Annotated in this window: 18 protein-coding genes and 1 pseudogene; 2 read left to right on the forward strand and 17 right to left on the reverse strand. The window is 65.4% G+C overall.

Going from position 1 to position 15,722, the window contains the following annotated elements; all coding sequences use genetic code 11:
- Positions 1-230: 230 nt before the first annotated feature.
- The 14 genes and pseudogenes from ACTTAI_RS16700 to ACTTAI_RS16765 all read right to left on the reverse strand — a co-directional run.
- Positions 231-737 (reverse strand): annotated as a pseudogene (locus tag ACTTAI_RS16700) (DNA cytosine methyltransferase); the annotation flags it as partial.
- A 3-nt stretch (positions 738-740) separates the two neighbouring features.
- Positions 741-1,967, reverse strand: a complete 1,227-nt coding sequence (locus ACTTAI_RS16705) for a DNA modification methylase (RefSeq protein ID WP_444452640.1) — start codon at positions 1,965-1,967, stop codon at positions 741-743.
- Between the two features lie 370 nt (positions 1,968-2,337).
- Complete coding sequence (locus ACTTAI_RS16710) at positions 2,338-2,724, reverse strand: DUF6362 family protein (protein ID WP_444452641.1); 387 nt, start codon at positions 2,722-2,724, stop codon at positions 2,338-2,340.
- Entirely contained in the window at positions 2,717-2,914 is a 198-nt protein-coding gene (locus tag ACTTAI_RS16715; RefSeq protein WP_444452642.1) for a hypothetical protein, read from the reverse strand. Before ACTTAI_RS16715 ends, ACTTAI_RS16710 begins: the two co-directional genes overlap by 8 nt.
- On the reverse strand, positions 2,911-3,441 hold the full coding sequence (locus ACTTAI_RS16720) for a crossover junction endodeoxyribonuclease RuvC (protein ID WP_444452643.1): 531 nt from the start codon (positions 3,439-3,441) through the stop codon (positions 2,911-2,913). The genes ACTTAI_RS16715 and ACTTAI_RS16720 overlap by 4 nt, the downstream gene beginning before the upstream one ends.
- A 390-nt stretch (positions 3,442-3,831) precedes the next feature.
- Positions 3,832-6,105 carry a PriCT-2 domain-containing protein gene (locus ACTTAI_RS16725; RefSeq protein ID WP_444452644.1) on the reverse strand — a complete coding sequence of 758 codons (2,274 nt, stop codon included), beginning with the start codon at positions 6,103-6,105 and terminating at the stop codon, positions 3,832-3,834.
- The gene (locus ACTTAI_RS16730; RefSeq protein ID WP_444452645.1) at positions 6,105-6,329 is read right to left on the reverse strand and encodes a DUF6511 domain-containing protein; all 225 of its coding nucleotides are present in this window, start codon (positions 6,327-6,329) and stop codon (positions 6,105-6,107) included. Before ACTTAI_RS16730 ends, ACTTAI_RS16725 begins: the two co-directional genes overlap by 1 nt.
- A complete protein-coding gene (locus ACTTAI_RS16735) occupies positions 6,326-8,062 on the reverse strand; it encodes a DEAD/DEAH box helicase family protein (RefSeq protein WP_444452646.1) in 1,737 nt (578 codons plus the stop codon). The genes ACTTAI_RS16730 and ACTTAI_RS16735 overlap by 4 nt, the downstream gene beginning before the upstream one ends.
- A complete protein-coding gene (locus ACTTAI_RS16740) occupies positions 8,056-9,000 on the reverse strand; it encodes a PD-(D/E)XK nuclease family protein (protein ID WP_444452647.1) in 945 nt (314 codons plus the stop codon). Before ACTTAI_RS16740 ends, ACTTAI_RS16735 begins: the two co-directional genes overlap by 7 nt.
- Positions 9,000-9,362 (reverse strand): hypothetical protein, encoded by a 363-nt coding sequence (locus ACTTAI_RS16745; RefSeq protein WP_444452648.1) that lies wholly within the window; start codon positions 9,360-9,362, stop codon positions 9,000-9,002. The genes ACTTAI_RS16740 and ACTTAI_RS16745 overlap by 1 nt, the downstream gene beginning before the upstream one ends.
- 64 nt (positions 9,363-9,426) lie before the next feature.
- Positions 9,427-9,927, reverse strand: a complete 501-nt coding sequence (locus ACTTAI_RS16750) for a DUF669 domain-containing protein (protein ID WP_444452649.1) — start codon at positions 9,925-9,927, stop codon at positions 9,427-9,429.
- Between the two features lie 19 nt (positions 9,928-9,946).
- A complete protein-coding gene (locus ACTTAI_RS16755; RefSeq protein WP_444452650.1) occupies positions 9,947-10,693 on the reverse strand; it encodes an ATP-binding protein in 747 nt (248 codons plus the stop codon).
- Positions 10,693-11,178 carry a hypothetical protein gene (locus ACTTAI_RS16760; RefSeq protein ID WP_444452651.1) on the reverse strand — a complete coding sequence of 162 codons (486 nt, stop codon included), beginning with the start codon at positions 11,176-11,178 and terminating at the stop codon, positions 10,693-10,695. Before ACTTAI_RS16760 ends, ACTTAI_RS16755 begins: the two co-directional genes overlap by 1 nt.
- Positions 11,179-11,189: 11 nt before the next feature.
- A complete protein-coding gene (locus tag ACTTAI_RS16765; RefSeq protein ID WP_043869387.1) occupies positions 11,190-11,399 on the reverse strand; it encodes a helix-turn-helix transcriptional regulator in 210 nt (69 codons plus the stop codon).
- A gap of 183 nt (positions 11,400-11,582) precedes the next feature.
- Between ACTTAI_RS16765 and ACTTAI_RS16770 the strand changes: the two genes are divergently transcribed.
- Both ACTTAI_RS16770 and ACTTAI_RS16775 read left to right on the forward strand, forming a co-directional pair.
- A complete protein-coding gene (locus ACTTAI_RS16770; RefSeq protein WP_444452652.1) occupies positions 11,583-12,182 on the forward strand; it encodes a DUF6088 family protein in 600 nt (199 codons plus the stop codon).
- A complete protein-coding gene (locus ACTTAI_RS16775; protein WP_076534709.1) occupies positions 12,179-13,216 on the forward strand; it encodes a nucleotidyl transferase AbiEii/AbiGii toxin family protein in 1,038 nt (345 codons plus the stop codon). The genes ACTTAI_RS16770 and ACTTAI_RS16775 overlap by 4 nt, the downstream gene beginning before the upstream one ends.
- On the opposite strand, the gene ACTTAI_RS16780 is transcribed toward ACTTAI_RS16775, so the two are convergent.
- Genes ACTTAI_RS16780 through ACTTAI_RS16790 form a run of 3 tightly spaced genes read right to left on the reverse strand, consistent with a single transcriptional unit; the run spans position 13,203 to position 15,601 of the window.
- Positions 13,203-14,189 carry a hypothetical protein gene (locus ACTTAI_RS16780; protein ID WP_444452653.1) on the reverse strand — a complete coding sequence of 329 codons (987 nt, stop codon included), beginning with the start codon at positions 14,187-14,189 and terminating at the stop codon, positions 13,203-13,205. The genes ACTTAI_RS16775 and ACTTAI_RS16780 overlap by 14 nt on opposite strands.
- Positions 14,164-15,348, reverse strand: coding sequence for a hypothetical protein (locus ACTTAI_RS16785; protein ID WP_076534508.1), 1,185 nt, complete (start codon positions 15,346-15,348; stop codon positions 14,164-14,166). Before ACTTAI_RS16785 ends, ACTTAI_RS16780 begins: the two co-directional genes overlap by 26 nt.
- A 13-nt stretch (positions 15,349-15,361) precedes the next feature.
- On the reverse strand, positions 15,362-15,601 hold the full coding sequence (locus ACTTAI_RS16790) for a DUF2188 domain-containing protein (protein ID WP_043869383.1): 240 nt from the start codon (positions 15,599-15,601) through the stop codon (positions 15,362-15,364).
- Positions 15,602-15,722 lie beyond the last annotated feature (121 nt).

Genomic DNA, 15,722 nt, shown 5'->3' on the forward strand with positions numbered 1-15,722 from the left:
GCGCGGCCGTCGTCGCGAGGTTCATCCCGTGCTGGCCTGCTGCCTGTGACGGCGTCGGCTTCGTCTGCCGGTTCTCGTTGGCACTGGCCCGGGGCGTCGGCCAGAGCCGCAGCAGCTCTGTCCGGTTCCCGCCACTCGAGCGGGTGCCAGAGCAGGCGCGCGGGGTCGGCCAGCTCGTCGCCCTCGCGGATGGCGAGGATGAACAGCCGCTCACGCTTGTGGGGCGCGCCAACTTCCGCCGCCGTGAAGAGGCCTGCCGCAAGGCGGTAGCCCATGCGGACCAGTCCGCTGGCGACTTCGGGGAAGCCGAGGCGGAGATGATGGGCGACGTTCTCAAGGAAGACAAAGGGTGGCTCGACCTCGCTGATGATGCGGGCGACATGCGGCCAGAGGTGGCGCGGGTCGTCCGTGCCCCGGCGCTTGCCCGCGACGGAGAACGGCTGGCACGGATAGCCCGCAGTGACGATGTCCACCGCGCCGCGCCACGGGCGGCCGTCGAAGGTGGCAACGTCGTCCCAGACAGGCGCGTGATCCAGGGCCGCGTCTTCCATCCGCGCCACGAGAGTGGCTGCGGCGTAGGTTTCCCGTTCGACATGGCCCACAGTTCGATATCCGGGCAAGGCGATGGTGAGCCCGAGGTCGATGCCACCGGCGCCGGAGCAGAGCGAGAGGCCGAAGAGGCATGCGTCGCCTGTTCCGTCAGGCAGGCCTGCGGAAGGTAAAGCCAGGTCATCCATCCCTCAGCGGTCTTTGGTCTTGAGGTCGTCGTAGGGCGTTCCATCCCCGTCGAGGACGGCCTGCTTCCCGGTGAATTTCTGCCAGCGCTGGACGGCCACATCGACATAGGCCGGGTTCAGCTCGATGCCGAGGCAGACGCGGCCCGTGGTCTCGGCCGCGATCAGCGTGGTGCCCGATCCCATGAAGGGCTCGTAGATCGCCTGACCCGGGCTCGAATTGTTGAGGATCGGCCGACGCATGCATTCCACGGGCTTCTGGGTACCGTGGACGGTTTTTTCGTCCTGATCCTTGCCCGAGATATGCCAGAGCGTCGTCTGCTTGCGGTCGCCCGCCCAATGGCCCTTGCCGGATTTGCGCACGGCATACCAGGCGGGCTCGTGCTGCCAGTGATAATCGCCCCTGCTCAGAACGAGCCGCTCCTTGGCCCAGATGATCTGGGACCGGATGGTGAAGCCCGCGACCTCGAGGCTTTCCGCCACGGTCGCCGCGTGCAGCGCGCCGTGCCAGACATAGGCGACATCGCCCGGGAACAATGCCCAGGCCTCGCGCCAATCGGCGCGGTCGTCGTTCAGCACCTTGCCAGTGCGCTTGGTCTTGGCCGCCCCCGCCTGGTTACGCCAGCCCGGGTCGTATTCCACGCCATAGGGCGGATCGGTGACCATCAGGAGAGGCTTCACCGGGCCGAGCAGCCGCTCGACATCGGTGGCGACCGTGCTGTCGCCGCAGAGGAGCCTGTGATTTCCGAGGAGCCAGAGGTCGCCGGGGCGGCTGACGGGCTCCTCCGGGGTTTCCGGGATTTCGTCTTCGCCTTCCTGCGGACCGGTGCCCGCATCGAAGCTCGACATCAGCGCGTTCACCTCGTCCTCGGTGAAGCCGGTCAGGCCGAGGTCGTAATCCGCCTCCAGCAGGTCCGCCAGTTCAAGGTTCAAGAGGTCCTTGTCCCATTCGGCATTCTCGCCGGAACGGTTGTCCATGATCCGGAAGGCGCGCGCCTGCGACGTAGTCAGCCCCTTGGCGACATGCACCGGCGCGGTCTTGAAGCCGAGCTTGCGCGCAGCCGCCAGCCTTGTGTGCCCGGCCAGCACGACCATCGCCTCGTCCACGACGATAGGCTGACGCCAGCCGAACTCCTGGATCGAGGCCGCGACCGCGGCGATGGCTTGCTCGTTGCGCCGGGGATTACGCGCATAGGGAATGATCTGCTCGAGCGGCAGGTCGACGACGTCCATGGGAATGTCCTTGGGGTGCCGGGCGGCGAAATGGGGGCGTGAGCCGAAATGACCCCGCAGGGCCGTTTCGGTTCAGGAATGGGGTTTCCGGCGGTCAGGCCCTTCGCTCATTGCCGCGTGGCCCCAAGCGAAACGAAACGGGTGTTTTTCGGGGTATCACTGGGAAACCCTCGCGCTTCGCCCGCCCGTATAGGATGGACGCCGGGAAGGACCCGCCGATTTCAGGGAAATGCGCTCCGCTGTGGCCCTGCAGTCGCGGGTCCGCGCGAACGGAAACGGGGAGAGCCGTCTTCCGACGCACTCTCCCCATCATATCCTTCAGATAGCACGGATCTGTTGCAGCTGTCGAAGACCAAAGTGTTGCAACACTTCATGCTCGCGCAGCATTCAGCCGCGCAGCGATTTTGGTGAGCGCGAGCTTGTGCTGGCGCCATGCGGTGCTGCGGTCGACGCCCAGCTCATGGGTGATCTGCTTCCACGGCCGGCGGGCAGCGCGCCACCAGATCAGGCGGCGTTCACTCTCGCCAAGCCAGAGCACCCAGTCGAAGGTCTGCTCGAGCCGCGAGATCGCGGCGGCCGAGGGCCAGACCCGCATCGGTTCGGGTTCCATGGCGAGGATCTCGCGCTCGCTGCGGATGACCTGCGGCCAGGCGTTGAAATAGCCCTGCACCTTCACCGGCGGCAGTTTGCGCAGGGTGCGGAATGCCTCCTCGAAATGATCGGCGACGTCCTCGGCGGTCCAGATGCGCTCAGCCATGGCGCAGATCCTCCGCCGGGCGCGGGCCATAGAGCCGCGTGCCCAGCTGCTCGACGAGTTCACGCTCGGGCCAGGTCAGGCGCTGGTCATCCACGCTGACCGCCAGCACGCCCTGTTCGCGCCAGCCGTCACGCTTCACCTCATCGGGTGACCGGCGGTGGCCGCCATAGCCCTTGGGATGGAACCTCATGCCGCACCTCCCCGGGCGTCGAGCGCCCAGAGCAGGATGGCGATGGCATCGGCCTCGTTGTCGTCTTCGGGGCTGAAGCCCTTCGCGCGGGCCGCATCGATCATGGCCTGCTTGGGCGCGTTGCCCTTGCCGGTGGCGTGGCGCTTGATGGTGCCCACCGGCACGCCCTCGTAAGGAATGCCCCGCAACTCGCCCCAGCTGGTGAGAGAGGCCATCAGCCCGCCATAGACATGGGCTGCATCCGTTCCGGCGTGGCGGCGGACCTCCTCGAACCAGATGGCCGCGATCGGCCCCGACAGGCGGTCCAGCTCGGTCAGCCAGTTGGTGAAGCGCAGATAGCGCATGCCGCCGCCGTCATAGCGGCCGGGCCGGAAGCTGGCGGTGCCGCTGATGATCAGCCCCTCGTGGCTGCGCAGCGCCCAGCCGGTGGTGGTACCGAGATCGAGCGCGAGGGTGGCGCAGAACCGTGGCCCCTGTGGGGCCGCGTAAGTCTGCGTCACGCGCGGGTGTTCGTTGGATTGGGTCATGAGAGACCTCCTCTTCGCGTTTGTGAGCGAGGCGAGCGGGCTGGCCGGTGAAGGCTGCGGTCTCGCCAGGCCCCGAAGGGTGGTCTGGTCAGTTCATGGGCTGGGCAGCTGGGCCGCCCGGCAAATCCTTCAGAACCTTCAGAGGGGCGTCTTGAAAGATCTCCTCCCCTAAGTGGTTGTCCTGTATATGTAATATATAATCCTTCAATTATTCAATATTTCAATAGGTACCTGTCTCTCTCTTTGAGAACGCGCGTGCACGCGTATAGGGGAAAGAGGTCCTCTTGAAAGATTGAAGGATTTGAAGGATTCCGTTTTTCCCTTTCATTTCTGCTGCTTGTCGGAGTTTCGGCTTCAAGGGCCGCTTCAGGCGGATTGAAGGATCTCCGGTCACCCGCCCCACTGCGCCATCCGGTAGACCATGGCCTGCTTGGTCGAGGAGCCGCGCATGCCCGTCGTGATGTCGCCGCTCTCGATCAGCGTCAGCAGGATTTCGTCGCGGTCGCGCGATTTCAGCCATTGGGAGGCCCGGGTAATCTCGGATTTGGTGATCCCCTTGGGCCCGGCCGCGCGGACGATTTCCTTCAGGCGCTTCAGATGCGCCTCGGTCTCGGTATCCGCCACATGGCGCTCGACCGCTTCCATGGTGCGCCGCGCGTAGTGGCGCACAAAGCCGATGGCCCAGTCCGCCGCGGTAAGGTCGATCTCGGGGCGCACAGGATCGCGCCCGACAGCGACGATCAGCGCCAGCTTCAGCGCGTTCTCTCCGATCCGGGCGAGAATGGCGGTAAAGGCCGTCCCGGCCGCTGCCCGCAGCTCCTCGGTCAGGGCGTCGCTGAGCTCGGCAAACCGGGCGCGCGCCGCATCCGACATCGGCACGGTCATCGGGTTCACGGCTGTGTTCTGATCGGCGGTCTTGCCGGTCAGGTTGCCCTTCACGGCCCCGCCGCCGTTTGCGACCAGCTGGAGCGCCTGGATCAGCGTGGGCGGCGCTTGCCGAATGCCGACGGCGAGGTTTTCGTCGGGATAGTCCTCGTCGCTCGGCAGGATCAGGAAACGGGCAAGCGAGCCGTCGACCACATTCGCGCCCTGCAGCGCGCCCCAGAAATGCAGCGGCGTCGTGGTGCCATAGACGCAAAGGCAGGGCTGGTTGATGTCGCGCCGCTCATTGGTGCCGTCGCGGTTCGCATATTCGGCCCCGAGGAAGATCCCGCCTGCGGCCGTGAAGAGTTCGGTCATGTTGTCGAGGATCTCGGTGATATGGCGCGGGCTGCGCTTGCGGTCGGCGGCGGCCGACAGGAACATCCCGAATTCGTCGATCTGGAACAGGATCGCGGGCTGGCGATGGAGCGCGGTCAAGAGCCCGGCGCCGGACGCGATCTTGTTGCCGCCGAGATGGTGGGCGAGACCCGCCTCGAAGAAGACCTCGTTGATGATTTCGCGGGCGTGGTTCTTGCCCGAACCGCTGTCCGCGATCCCCACGACATAGAGGTTCGAGCGCAGGTTGCTGGTCGTGCGGTACCGCCGCCCGATCAACGCCCCGATGGCGCAGAGGCTGGCCCCGAGCGACAGAAGCGGTTGCGGGCGGCGCGCGGTGGCCAGCATGTAGCCGGTCAGATCGCCGACAAGACCGTCGGGAATGGTCAGGCTAAAGATCGGTTTTTCCGGATCGGCGATGGTCGGCGCGCTCCCCTCCAGCCGGGCCAGCAGATCGGCGGCCGGATGCGGGCCGTCCGGATCGAGGCTGCCATCGAGGCGCAACGCGGCGTCGGGCTGCCAGCCGCGCTCCATGGCGAGGTGATAGATCGTGCCCGCGCCGATCCTGTCGGGCTTGAAGCTCGCCCAGGCGCGGGCGGTGGTCGCAGGCACATCCTTGGCCGCCTGCGCCGACCAGGTGGCAAAGACCTCGCCGCCCTCATCGCCAAGCGCGCCTTTCAACGCCATGCCGATGCGCATCCAGCTGTCGTAATCGAGCTCGTCATTCGGCAGCCAGTCGAGCGCTGACCGGATGGCGGGCAAGGTGCCGATCTGCCCGTGGTGGCGCAGCACGGTGGCCGGTGCTGCCGAGCGCAGCCCACGCTGGCGCAGGGCCTCGGGCAGGATCGCATATGCCTCCTCTAGAAAGGCCGCCGCCGCTTCCTCGGTGATTTCCGGAAGATCGCTGATATCGAGATCGGCCAGCCCCTCGTCGGGCCAGACATAGGGCGCGCCGGTGTCAGGGTGATCGGCATAGGCCAAGAACTGCTGCCCGAGGCAGAGCACCTCGAGCGGATGGCGTTTGATGCCCCGAAACGGTGCGGCCGAGCGATAGACCAGCATGCGCTTCGGGGCGCGGCCGATGCGCAGCGCGGGCGTGTCGCCAAGGCGCGCCCGGGCCAGCGCCTCGATCTGCAGCGCCAGTTCTGCGTCCGTCGCGATGTCGATATCGACCGCCGCCACCGCACCGCCGACGATGCCGATGCCGCAATCGGGCCAGGCAGCCCAGGTCGCGACCTCGACTTCCGTGGTCGGGCGTTCGGCATGGCGGTTCCATTCCGGGTAATCGGCCCAGCCGCCGCGCTGGAACCGGCCGGGCTTCTTGGTGCCCGGGCCGATCGGCAGGATGGCATAGCCATTGGTGACGAGCCGCGCGCCGAAGCGCGCCATCCAGGACGTGTCGGCCATCAGAACGGCACCTCCGGCGCCATCGCGTCGAGCCTGCTGCGATCCTTCGCCGTCAGCGCGCGCAGATGGTCGCAATAGCCGGTCACGACCGCATCGAGAAACCGGGCCCATTCCTCCTCGGACAGGGTCGCGAGGTCGGACTTGCCGATGGCTTCCAGATATTCGCCGCCCATTTGGCCGCCCGTGGCCATGGCCTCGGTCTCATTCGGGGTCGGATCGATCATGCCCTTCCTCCCATGGCAGAGGTCCTGACAGGCACGGCTGCAGAGCCGCTTGCGGCTGGCGTCGCGCCGCGAGTCGGTGCGCCGGAAGCCCGGTTCGAACCAGCCAAAGCCGCGAGGTTCCCGGTGGCAGACGGCGCAGAGGCCGGGGTCGGATGGGCGCATGGGGCGAACCTGTAGCCGGAGATTTCAAGATAACGGCCCGAGGGGCGGACCGAGATGGCGCTGGGGCGCGCAAGGCGGCTCGTCTGCGCGAGGGCCTCGGCCACGCTCAGCGGCACGGCGCAGCCGGGCGCGCGCTTGCGCCACCACTCGGCCGCCTTCTGGCGGGCATAGCCCTGATGCTCGAGGCAGACCCATTCGCTGTAGGTGGCAAGGCCGCTGCTATAGGTCACCTTTAGCGACGGACGCCCGCCCGCCTTGTCGTGACGGCTGTAGGACACGCCTGTGACCGGAAGCCATTGTTGCTTCGGCGAAAGCACCGGCAGCGTGGCGGCCGTCGGGGCGATCTTCACCTCGCGTGCCGGGAAGACATAGCCGCAATCCGGGCATTCGGTCGCCGAGAGCGCGATGATGCTGTCGCAGTCCGGGCAGACCTTGGTCGGCGCCTCGCCCCCGCCGCCATCACCGGGGCGCTTGGGCCGCACCAGGTCGATCGGCCCATGGCGACGGACATTGCCCGCGAAGTCCAGCACCAGGCAGTTCTCCTTGCCCGGTGCGAGGCGGGTGCCGCGCCCGACCATCTGCACATAGAGCCCGGCAGATTGCGTGGGACGCAGCAGCGCGATCAGGTCGACGCCCGGCGCGTTGAAGCCGGTGGTCAGCACGCCCATCGAGGCGAGCGCGCGGATTTCGCCGCGCTTGAAGGCGGCAAGTATCGCATCGCGCTCGTCCTTCGACGTGTCGCCGAAGATCGTGCGGCAGATGATGCCCTGGCGGCCGAATTCCTCCGCCACATGGCGCGCGTGATCGACACCCGAGCAGAAGGCAAGCCAGGATTTGCGGTCGCGGCCATGCTCGATGATTTCGGTGACGGCCGTGCGGGTGATGGCGTCCTGGTCGACCGCCGCCGCCAGATCGCGCGCGATGAAGTCGCCCGCGCGGGTGCCCACCTTCGAGACGTCGAGCCGGGTGGCGGGCTGCTTCGAGACCAGAGGGCTCAGATACCCCGCGTCGATCAGCTCGCGGACCGGGGCCTCATAGGCGATGTCGGTGAAGAGCGCGTTTTGCCCCTCGTGCAGCATACCGCAGTCGAGCCGGAACGGCGTGGCGGTCAGCCCGATCACCTTGAGCGCCGGGTTGATCGCCTTCAGCGCGTCGAGGAAACGCCGATACATCGTGCTCGACTTGCCGGGGATCAGATGCGCCTCGTCGATCAGCACCAGATCGGTATGGCCGATCTCGGCCGCGCGGCGGTGGATCGACTGGATGCCCGCAAAAAGGATCCGCGCCTGCGCCTCGCGCTTGCCGAGGCCCGCCGAATAGATGCCCGCCGGGGCATCGGGCCAGAGGCCGATCATCTCGGCATGGTTCTGGGCGATCAATTCGCGGACATGAGTCACGATCAGGATGCGCTGATCGGGCCAGGCCTTCAGCACGCCTTCGATGAAGGACGCCATGACGAGCGATTTGCCGCCCGCGGTCGGAATGACCACCAGCGGATTGCCGGTGTGGGTCTGGAAATAGCCGTAGATCGCGGTGATCGCGGCCTGTTGATAGGGGCGCAGGGTCAGCATGGCGCAGCCTCCGGAGAACGAGCGTCGTTGGTCCAGGTCGAGCCATTGGCCATGCGGTAGGTGACGACATCGTCGCCCGCATCGATGACCTCGCCCGGGATGAGATCGGGGATGAAAAGATGGCGGTCGCAGGCGGCGCGTTGCTCTGCCGGGGCCAGCATCCGGTCGCGCCGCGCGCAGTGCCAACCACCGTCGACCGGCGTCGCATGCAGGCAGGACCGGCAGGTCACCGCCGCGCCACCGTCTTCGTGGCAGGCAGCATGGTGATCGCAGAACCGGCACTCGAACCAGGCCGGATCCTCGCTTATCCGCGCGGGCGGGTGCTGGGCGAAGATGATGCGCCCGGCCTTTTCCAGCAGGCGCTCGGCCATGGCGCGGTCCGCCTCGATGCGCTCGACATGCAGCGCGTCGGTGTCCTTGCAGACGGCGACGTAGAGGGCGCGCGTGATGCCCGTCAGGTGCATGTAGATCTGCATCTGCGCGGCATGCTGAGGCTTGGCCAGAACCACGCCCTTGGCGGTCAACTCGTTGAAGCTCTTGACCGAGTGGGTCTTGAATTCCAGCACATGCCACGTCTTCGGCGCTTCGAGGAGTCCAAGGGCCACGCCGTCGAGCGATCCACCGAAATGCCCGCCATGGGCTTCGACGCGGAACTGGCGGCCGGTCTCGGGATCGACTTCGAGCACGGTCGCCCCGGTGGCACGCAGGTTGCGCACGAGCCGGTCCTCTTCCAGCTGACCCGTCTCGAACAGACGCAGCAGGCGGCCGGAATGGCGCGCGGGCGTGACCCAGCGGAAATCGTACCAGAGCGCCCGGGCGCAGGATTTGCCGATGATCGACGCCCCGAGGTGATCGCGGAAACCATCGCCCTGGCGGGCCTCGTAATCGGCATAGATCGCCGTCAGCGTCGGCGTGGGCGCTTCGGGAAGCTCTGCCATCACAGACCCTCCCGTTCGCTGCGGGCCTGGGCCTCGGCCAGAATGCGATTCCAGGTCTCGGGATCATGGTGTTCGCGCAGGATGCCGATCAGCGCGTCCTTGAGCTTTTCGCGGCGACGGCGGCCGGTGCCTTGGGCTAAGAGTTCCGCGCGCTCGCGGCACAGGTGGCGCAGGGCCGTTCGGGCCCGGTGGAACCAGTCTGGATCGATAGGCTTCTGGCCGCGCTGGCGGGCCAGATCGGCCGTCGCGATCTGCGTGCGGATCTTGGCAATGGCATCGTCGAGATCGATCAGCCGCCGCTGGTCATCAGGCAAGCCGGGGCTGGTCGCGGCCACAGGGGCCGCGTTGGTCATGTCAGTCATGGGAATTTCCTCAGATGGGGTTGCGCGCTGCCCCGTCAGTCAGGGCGCAGGGCAGCGCGAAAGCTCAGCCCTTCTTGTTCCAGGGCGCGGAGGCCATTTTCGGCGGCACCGAGGAGCCGGCCGGATCGGGCGCGGGCTTCACCAGACGGCCGGCCGGGACCGAACCCCGCTCGGGCGGCAGATAGGCAATCGCGTTGCTCTCGCCGTAGCCGTTCTTCGGCGGGCGGATCTTCACCTGGATCGTCATCGGGATCAGGTGCAGCTCCTCGCTGTCGCTGACATGCAGCCGGCCCGTGGCGTGGCAGATCGCCGAGAGCGTGCGCTGCGCGATCTCAACCGTGGTCGGGTTCGGGTTCACCAGGTTCAGCTGGTCGAAGATCTTCCGGCCCTTGTGCTCGCCCTCGAGGATGTCGAGCATCAGCCAGAGGAACTGGCCCATGCCGTTCTTCGTGACGCGCATCTCGCTCTCGACGATCTGGGCACGGTATTTGCCTGCGGGCAACAGCTCGTAGGCGGTGGTGGGCTCGACGCTGGTGGCGTCGAAGGACGTATCGAAACGTGCCATGGTCTTGTCCTTGTTCAGTTCAATGGGATTGGGGCATGGCCGCGAGGAACTCCGACCACATCAGCGGCAGGGTGTCCGGCAGGCCGTAACGGTTCTTGGCGAGGAAGGCGGGGCGCTCCTCGGTGTGCATGACACGCGCACCGGACCCGAGCGCCCGGGTCACCCGTCTGTTGAAGCCGACATCGGATTTCGCGACCGAGATCTGATAGTTGGCGAAAAGCACCACGTCCGAATGCTCCTGCAGCAGCGCCGAGGCGCGGGTTTGCAGCTTGATCACATAGCGGTCGTAGGGCTCGTGCTCGGGGCTGTCGAAACGCTTGATGTCGGTATGGGCGATCTGGATGACCACCATGCCTTTGCGGTCGCGCAGCGCGTTGAGCCGGTCGAGATATTCGCGCCAGATGGTCAGCGCCTCGGCATAGCCCTTCCCAAAACCCGGGGCCTCGATGGAGGCCCAGCCGTTACGCTTGCAGGCCTCGGCCCAGATCAGCGGCTCCAGCCAGTCGACGCTGTCGACGACGACCGTGCCGAAATCATGGTCCTCGCTCAGCAGCGCATCCAGCGCCTCGGCCACCTCCGCATAACTGGTCGCGAGCGGGAAATGCGGGACCTGCAGCTTGCCCAGACCATCCTCGGTCATGAGGAAGACAGGCCGGTCAGCATCAGCCGCAAAGGTGGATTTGCCCACCCCGGCCACGCCGTGGATCAGGATGCGCGGCGGGGTCAGCACGGAGGTCGTGCGCAGTGACGCGAGCGAAATGGCCATCAGCGCACCTCCTCGTTCAGCACGAGGCGGAACTTCGGCTTGCCGGTGCGGACCGTGCGCGCGGGCTCGAAGCCCTCGCGCCAGCTTTCCGGCAAAGCACCGTATTTGCGCTCGGACACCGACAGCTTGGTCTCGATGAACTCCGCCGGGTCCTCGCCCGCCGAGGCGATGTTCTCGGCGATCTGCGCCAGCAACGCCTGATCCCAGTCGATGCGCTTGGGCAGTTCGGCGATCACGGTGACGCCGCCATCCTCGAACCGTATCGTGCCGGTGTCCTTGCCCGCCTCCTGGCGGGTATCCTGGGCGCGGTCCGCGTATTTCAGCGAGACCGCGCCGTCGAGCCAGTCCGCGACCGACTTCGCCTGCGCCAGCTGCTCCTCCGCCGCGCCTTTCAGCAGCGCGAGCTGATCGGCGGGCAGCGCCGCGATCTGTCCCACCGGCATGCGGTGGATATCGGCCAGGGTGATGTGATTGGAGATCGTCATGTTCCGCCCCCTCACGCCGACATCGGACGATGGGGTTCGTGATCCACGCCGCGGATCTGTTCGGCCTCGAAGGCCTCGACATCCTCGAGGCGGTAGATCACCCGGCCGCCGAGCTTGATGAACTTCGGGCCTTCTCCCGTCCACCGCCAGCGCTCCAGCGTGCGGTGCGAAATGTTCCAGCGAGCCGCCAGCTCGATCTGGGAAAGGTGCCTGGTCGCCATGTGAACCTCCTTGGGATTTCTGCGAACTCTTGCGGGTTCAACATGGCGGAGGGCGTGGGAGGGCTTAGGGAGGCGAAAGGGAGGCGTTCGGGGAGGAATTGATTTCGTCAGAAAAATCCTCTATATTTCTGACAAGAAAAGCCTACGAGGACCGCTCAGATGACTGGTATTTCTGATAGAATCATGAAGCGCCTTCGCTCGAAGGGACGCGGGAAGTGGGTTTGCACCCCCAAGGACTTCCTCGACCTCGGTAGCCGTGCGGCTATCGATCAGGCATTGTCGCGCCTGGCAAAGAGTGGTGATCTCCGTCGTGTCGGCCGTGGGCTTTACGATCTTCCCCGTACCAGTGGCGTCCTGAAGCGGCCCGCACCGGTCGATATGGACAAGGCGGTTGCAGCCCTCGCGCGGCGCGACAGTGTTCGCATCATGCCCGATGGCATCGCCGCAGCGAACCAGCTGGGCCTGACCAATGCTGTCCCCGCGAAGACAAGCTATGTGACGGACGGGGCGACGCGGGACGTGAAAATCGGCAATCGGACCGTGCGGCTGCGGCATGCAGGTCCGAGTGTGATGGCATGGGCGGGTAAAACCTCCGCGCCAGTCGCGCAGGCGCTGCGCTGGCTCGGACCCCAAGCAGCTTTGGACACACGGGTTGCGACCACGCTCAAGCGCAAGCTGCCAGACGCCGTGAAAAAGGATCTCGTTCGTAACAGCGGCAGCCTGCCGAGCTGGGCAGCGCCCATCGCGCATAGCCTTGTCGACCCGCAGATCGTCACACCATGAGCGAGAGCTACACGCGGTTTCTCGCGCTTTCAGCTCGCAACCAGAAAGACGTATTCGAGGCGGCTGCTGACCGCCTCGACACGCTTCCGAGCTATGTCGAGAAGGATTTCTGGGTCTGCTTCGTGCTGGACGCGCTCTACAAACGCTTGCCGGAGGGCCACCCGCAACTCTTGTTCAAGGGTGGCACGGCGTTATCCAAGGCCTATGGGCTCATCCGCCGCTTCTCGGAGGACATCGATCTTGTCGTTTATCGGGATGGTCTCGGCTTTGCAGCCGAGCGCGACCCGACGAACCCAGAGGGAATTTCGAACAAGAAGCGCAAGGCCCTGTTCGATGACCTGAAGAACGCCTGCGGCACCTATATACGCGGTGATCTTGCTGAAGCGCTGAAGCCGCTGCTCGACGCGCGTTGCAGCATCATGCCAGACGATGAGGACAGCGATCAGCAAACTCTGCTGATCGAGTACCCGACGCTCTATCCAAGCACCGAGATATCCTACGTCCTCCCACGCGTGAAACTAGAAGCGGGCGCACGCTCGGCGCTCGATCCCAACGCCACCACCAGCGTGATGCCCTATATCGCAGAGGAACTGACCGACGGATGGTCATTCGCAGTCGACAACATCCACGTCATTGCCCCGCAGCGGACCTACCTGGAGAAACTTCTGATTTTGCACGGCGCGTTCTGCGGTCATCGTGACGAAGGACGGGTACCTGCCGACAGCGACAGGATCTCCCGCCACTACTATGACGTCGCCATGATCACCGGCACGGAGATTGGGCGCTCTGCCCTGGCCGACGACGGGCTGCTTGCGGCCGTGCGCGAACACAATCTCATCGCTTTCAGGCAGGCATGGAAGAAATTCGAAGAGGCCACGCCGGGCTCGATCTGCGTCGTGCCGGCCGCCAAGTTGCGCGCAGCAATCGAGGAGGACTATGCGGCGATGCAGGGCATGATGCTCGGCGAGGCACCGCCTTTCGACTGGATCATGGAACAACTTCAGGTCGCCGAGGACGCAATCAATCGGCGTTAGGAGTATCGGCCTCCAGAAGCTCCCTGATGCGAAGCCGACAGGATCCCCCCGTCGTCTCGATCAGATCGCGCCAATCGGGGTGGCCCTTGAAGATATCCCGCATGCGGCTCGAGACATCGTATTCGAGATCGGCAAACATGACTTCGGTGCTGACGCTCTCCTCGCCATCCTCCCATGTGTTGAAGAGGTACTCGACAATTTGCCGCCTCTTGTCGCCACCAAACTTGAATTCCCGTTCTCCCACCCAGAGATGACGGAACCCAGCGGCGTGGCGCACGGGATCGCCTGCATGGGTCGCCGCGCCGGCCTTCAGCTGGGCGGCCAGATACGTTGGCTCGACAACCAGTCCCGCACCGCTAATTTCCAGATCCCCCAGCGCGATGAACTGATGCCGGGACAGGTCAGCCTCAGCGAGACCACGGGTCACCGAAGTGGTCACCACCACCCTGAAATCTGCGGGCGGACGCCCCCCGAGGTAGTTGACGACCTGCTGCCAGATCTCCCGATCCGTCAGCCGTCTCGCATACCAGATTGGGACACGGGCACCGCGCCCGGGCAGTCTGACATCGCCCAACTCCCATAGATGACCCGGAATGCGTTCTGCCGGGCGGGCGGAGCGCGGCAGGTCAAGGCGAGATGTCAGCCGAACGAGGAACGCATTGGCATCGAAGCGGAAAACCTGAAGGCGTTCGCTGTCGACGGTCACCCATCCCGCTGCCGGGCTGAAATACCCGTAGGCGCGCTGCTCTGGAGACCATTCCAAATTTACTGGCTCGTCGTCATGGTCAGCCAGTGAGGTGGCAACCAGGACCGGCGCATCCGGCACCAAGAGACCAGCGCCGATCAAAGGGGTGGCGCTGGCCGCGTGATAGTCATGAAGAACGGCCCCGGCGATGCGCGCGCTTTTCGTCTCTACGATGCTGACGAAAAGCCGGGCAGACCGTTCGTCAATCGTCGATGAGGATCGGGTCATCGACCACAACTCCCCACCGGCGCAGATACTTCTCGCCGATCAGCTGCTCCTCTTCCGTCTGATCCTTGAGATTGCAGCCATGCGGCATGGTGATGGTCAGGGGCAGCGTGCGACCACGCCGAGCCCCAGGCTTGGGCTGGAACTTGATCACGAGCTTCGCCTGCGTCGCCACCCAGCCGCCGGTGAGGGGATTGTCGGGGCCAAGCCGAGCCTCTGCCATCGTCCAGATGTCGCGTTCAGCCTTGCTCATCGCCTCCAGCGTCACGCGCTCACCCACGGCATCGATCGGCATGAGCCTGAGCTGCCGGACTTCCACCCGCTCGATCCCGTCCTCGATGTCAGTCGGGAACGCATGGGGCGCAAGCAGCACCGCGAGATCATAGCGCCGCATGGGCACCTTCTCGTCCCGGAATTCCACGCCGAGCAGGTCGCGGGCCAGATACTGCGCCATCTCGGCGCGGCTCTCCCGATCATTGGCAACGACTTCGATGACCCCGGAGGCGGGCTCATAGGTCATCGCGGCCTCGAAGACGGGCCGATAGGCGCGGCGCACCAATTCGCCCTCGTCGAAAGCGAACTGATCGTCCGGCAGACCCTCGCGGTAAACCGTGATCTGAACCAGATCGCAGTCCTCACCTTCGAAGGTCGGACGGACGCGCTCGAAAATGTCGACATGAACATTCCGCGACGCGAACCTCTGGCACAGGGCCGCCTTGAACGCGTTGAGCGCGAGCTCGTCGCGGCGGAGGTTCAGGTTCGCTTCGCAGATGAAGCCGTCCCAGCTCCGCCCGCGGCGGCGCTCATCGGTGAAACGGACCTCTTCCGCATGGCGAAACCGGTTGAGATCGTTGATGAACAGCCACATGGCGCGGGCATGTCCATTTTCGAGCTCATCGAGGACCTCCCGGTCGTCGACAACACTGTAGAGCGCCGTCTGACCCGCGACATCGGCCATGGCGCCAACGCGCTCACCATCGTTGATGACGCGGCCTCGCGCTTCGTCATCCATCTGGTCCACCGCTTGAAGCAGCGGCCGGACGACCTCCGGCTCAGGCGCATCCCAGTTTACGGGCGTCGGAAACTCGATCCCGGCCGCAGTGAAATAGTCGCGCAGCGACGCGAGCGGGGTATTGCGGATGAAGTTGGTCACCGACGCCATGTCTTACATCTCCTCAGCCCTTGATGTTTCGGGGGTCGTTGCCGTGCGAATCCGACTGCGCGATCCGTCCGTCACGATTGTGGATCTTCAGTTCGGTATCCGCATTGCGGCTGATTTCGCGAGCACGCTGGACGGCGTCCTGCTTGGTATCAAAGTGCCCGCTCGAGCGCGCCGCACCACCGCGGCGGACATCCCAGCCGCCTTCTGCATTCGGCACGACGTGATGCGTGCCCGGGTTCTTTCCAACAGCCATTCTGGCCTCCTGGTCTTGTTTCAACGGGAATCAAAGTTCGTAGTAGCGAACCTGCGCAAAAGATAGGGATTGCGCGTATGGCGTGTCAAGGACTAGAAGTTCGTAAAAACGAACCACCAAC

The organism is Rhodobacter capsulatus (assembly GCF_052363175.1).
GTDB lineage: Bacteria > Pseudomonadota > Alphaproteobacteria > Rhodobacterales > Rhodobacteraceae > Rhodobacter > Rhodobacter capsulatus_D.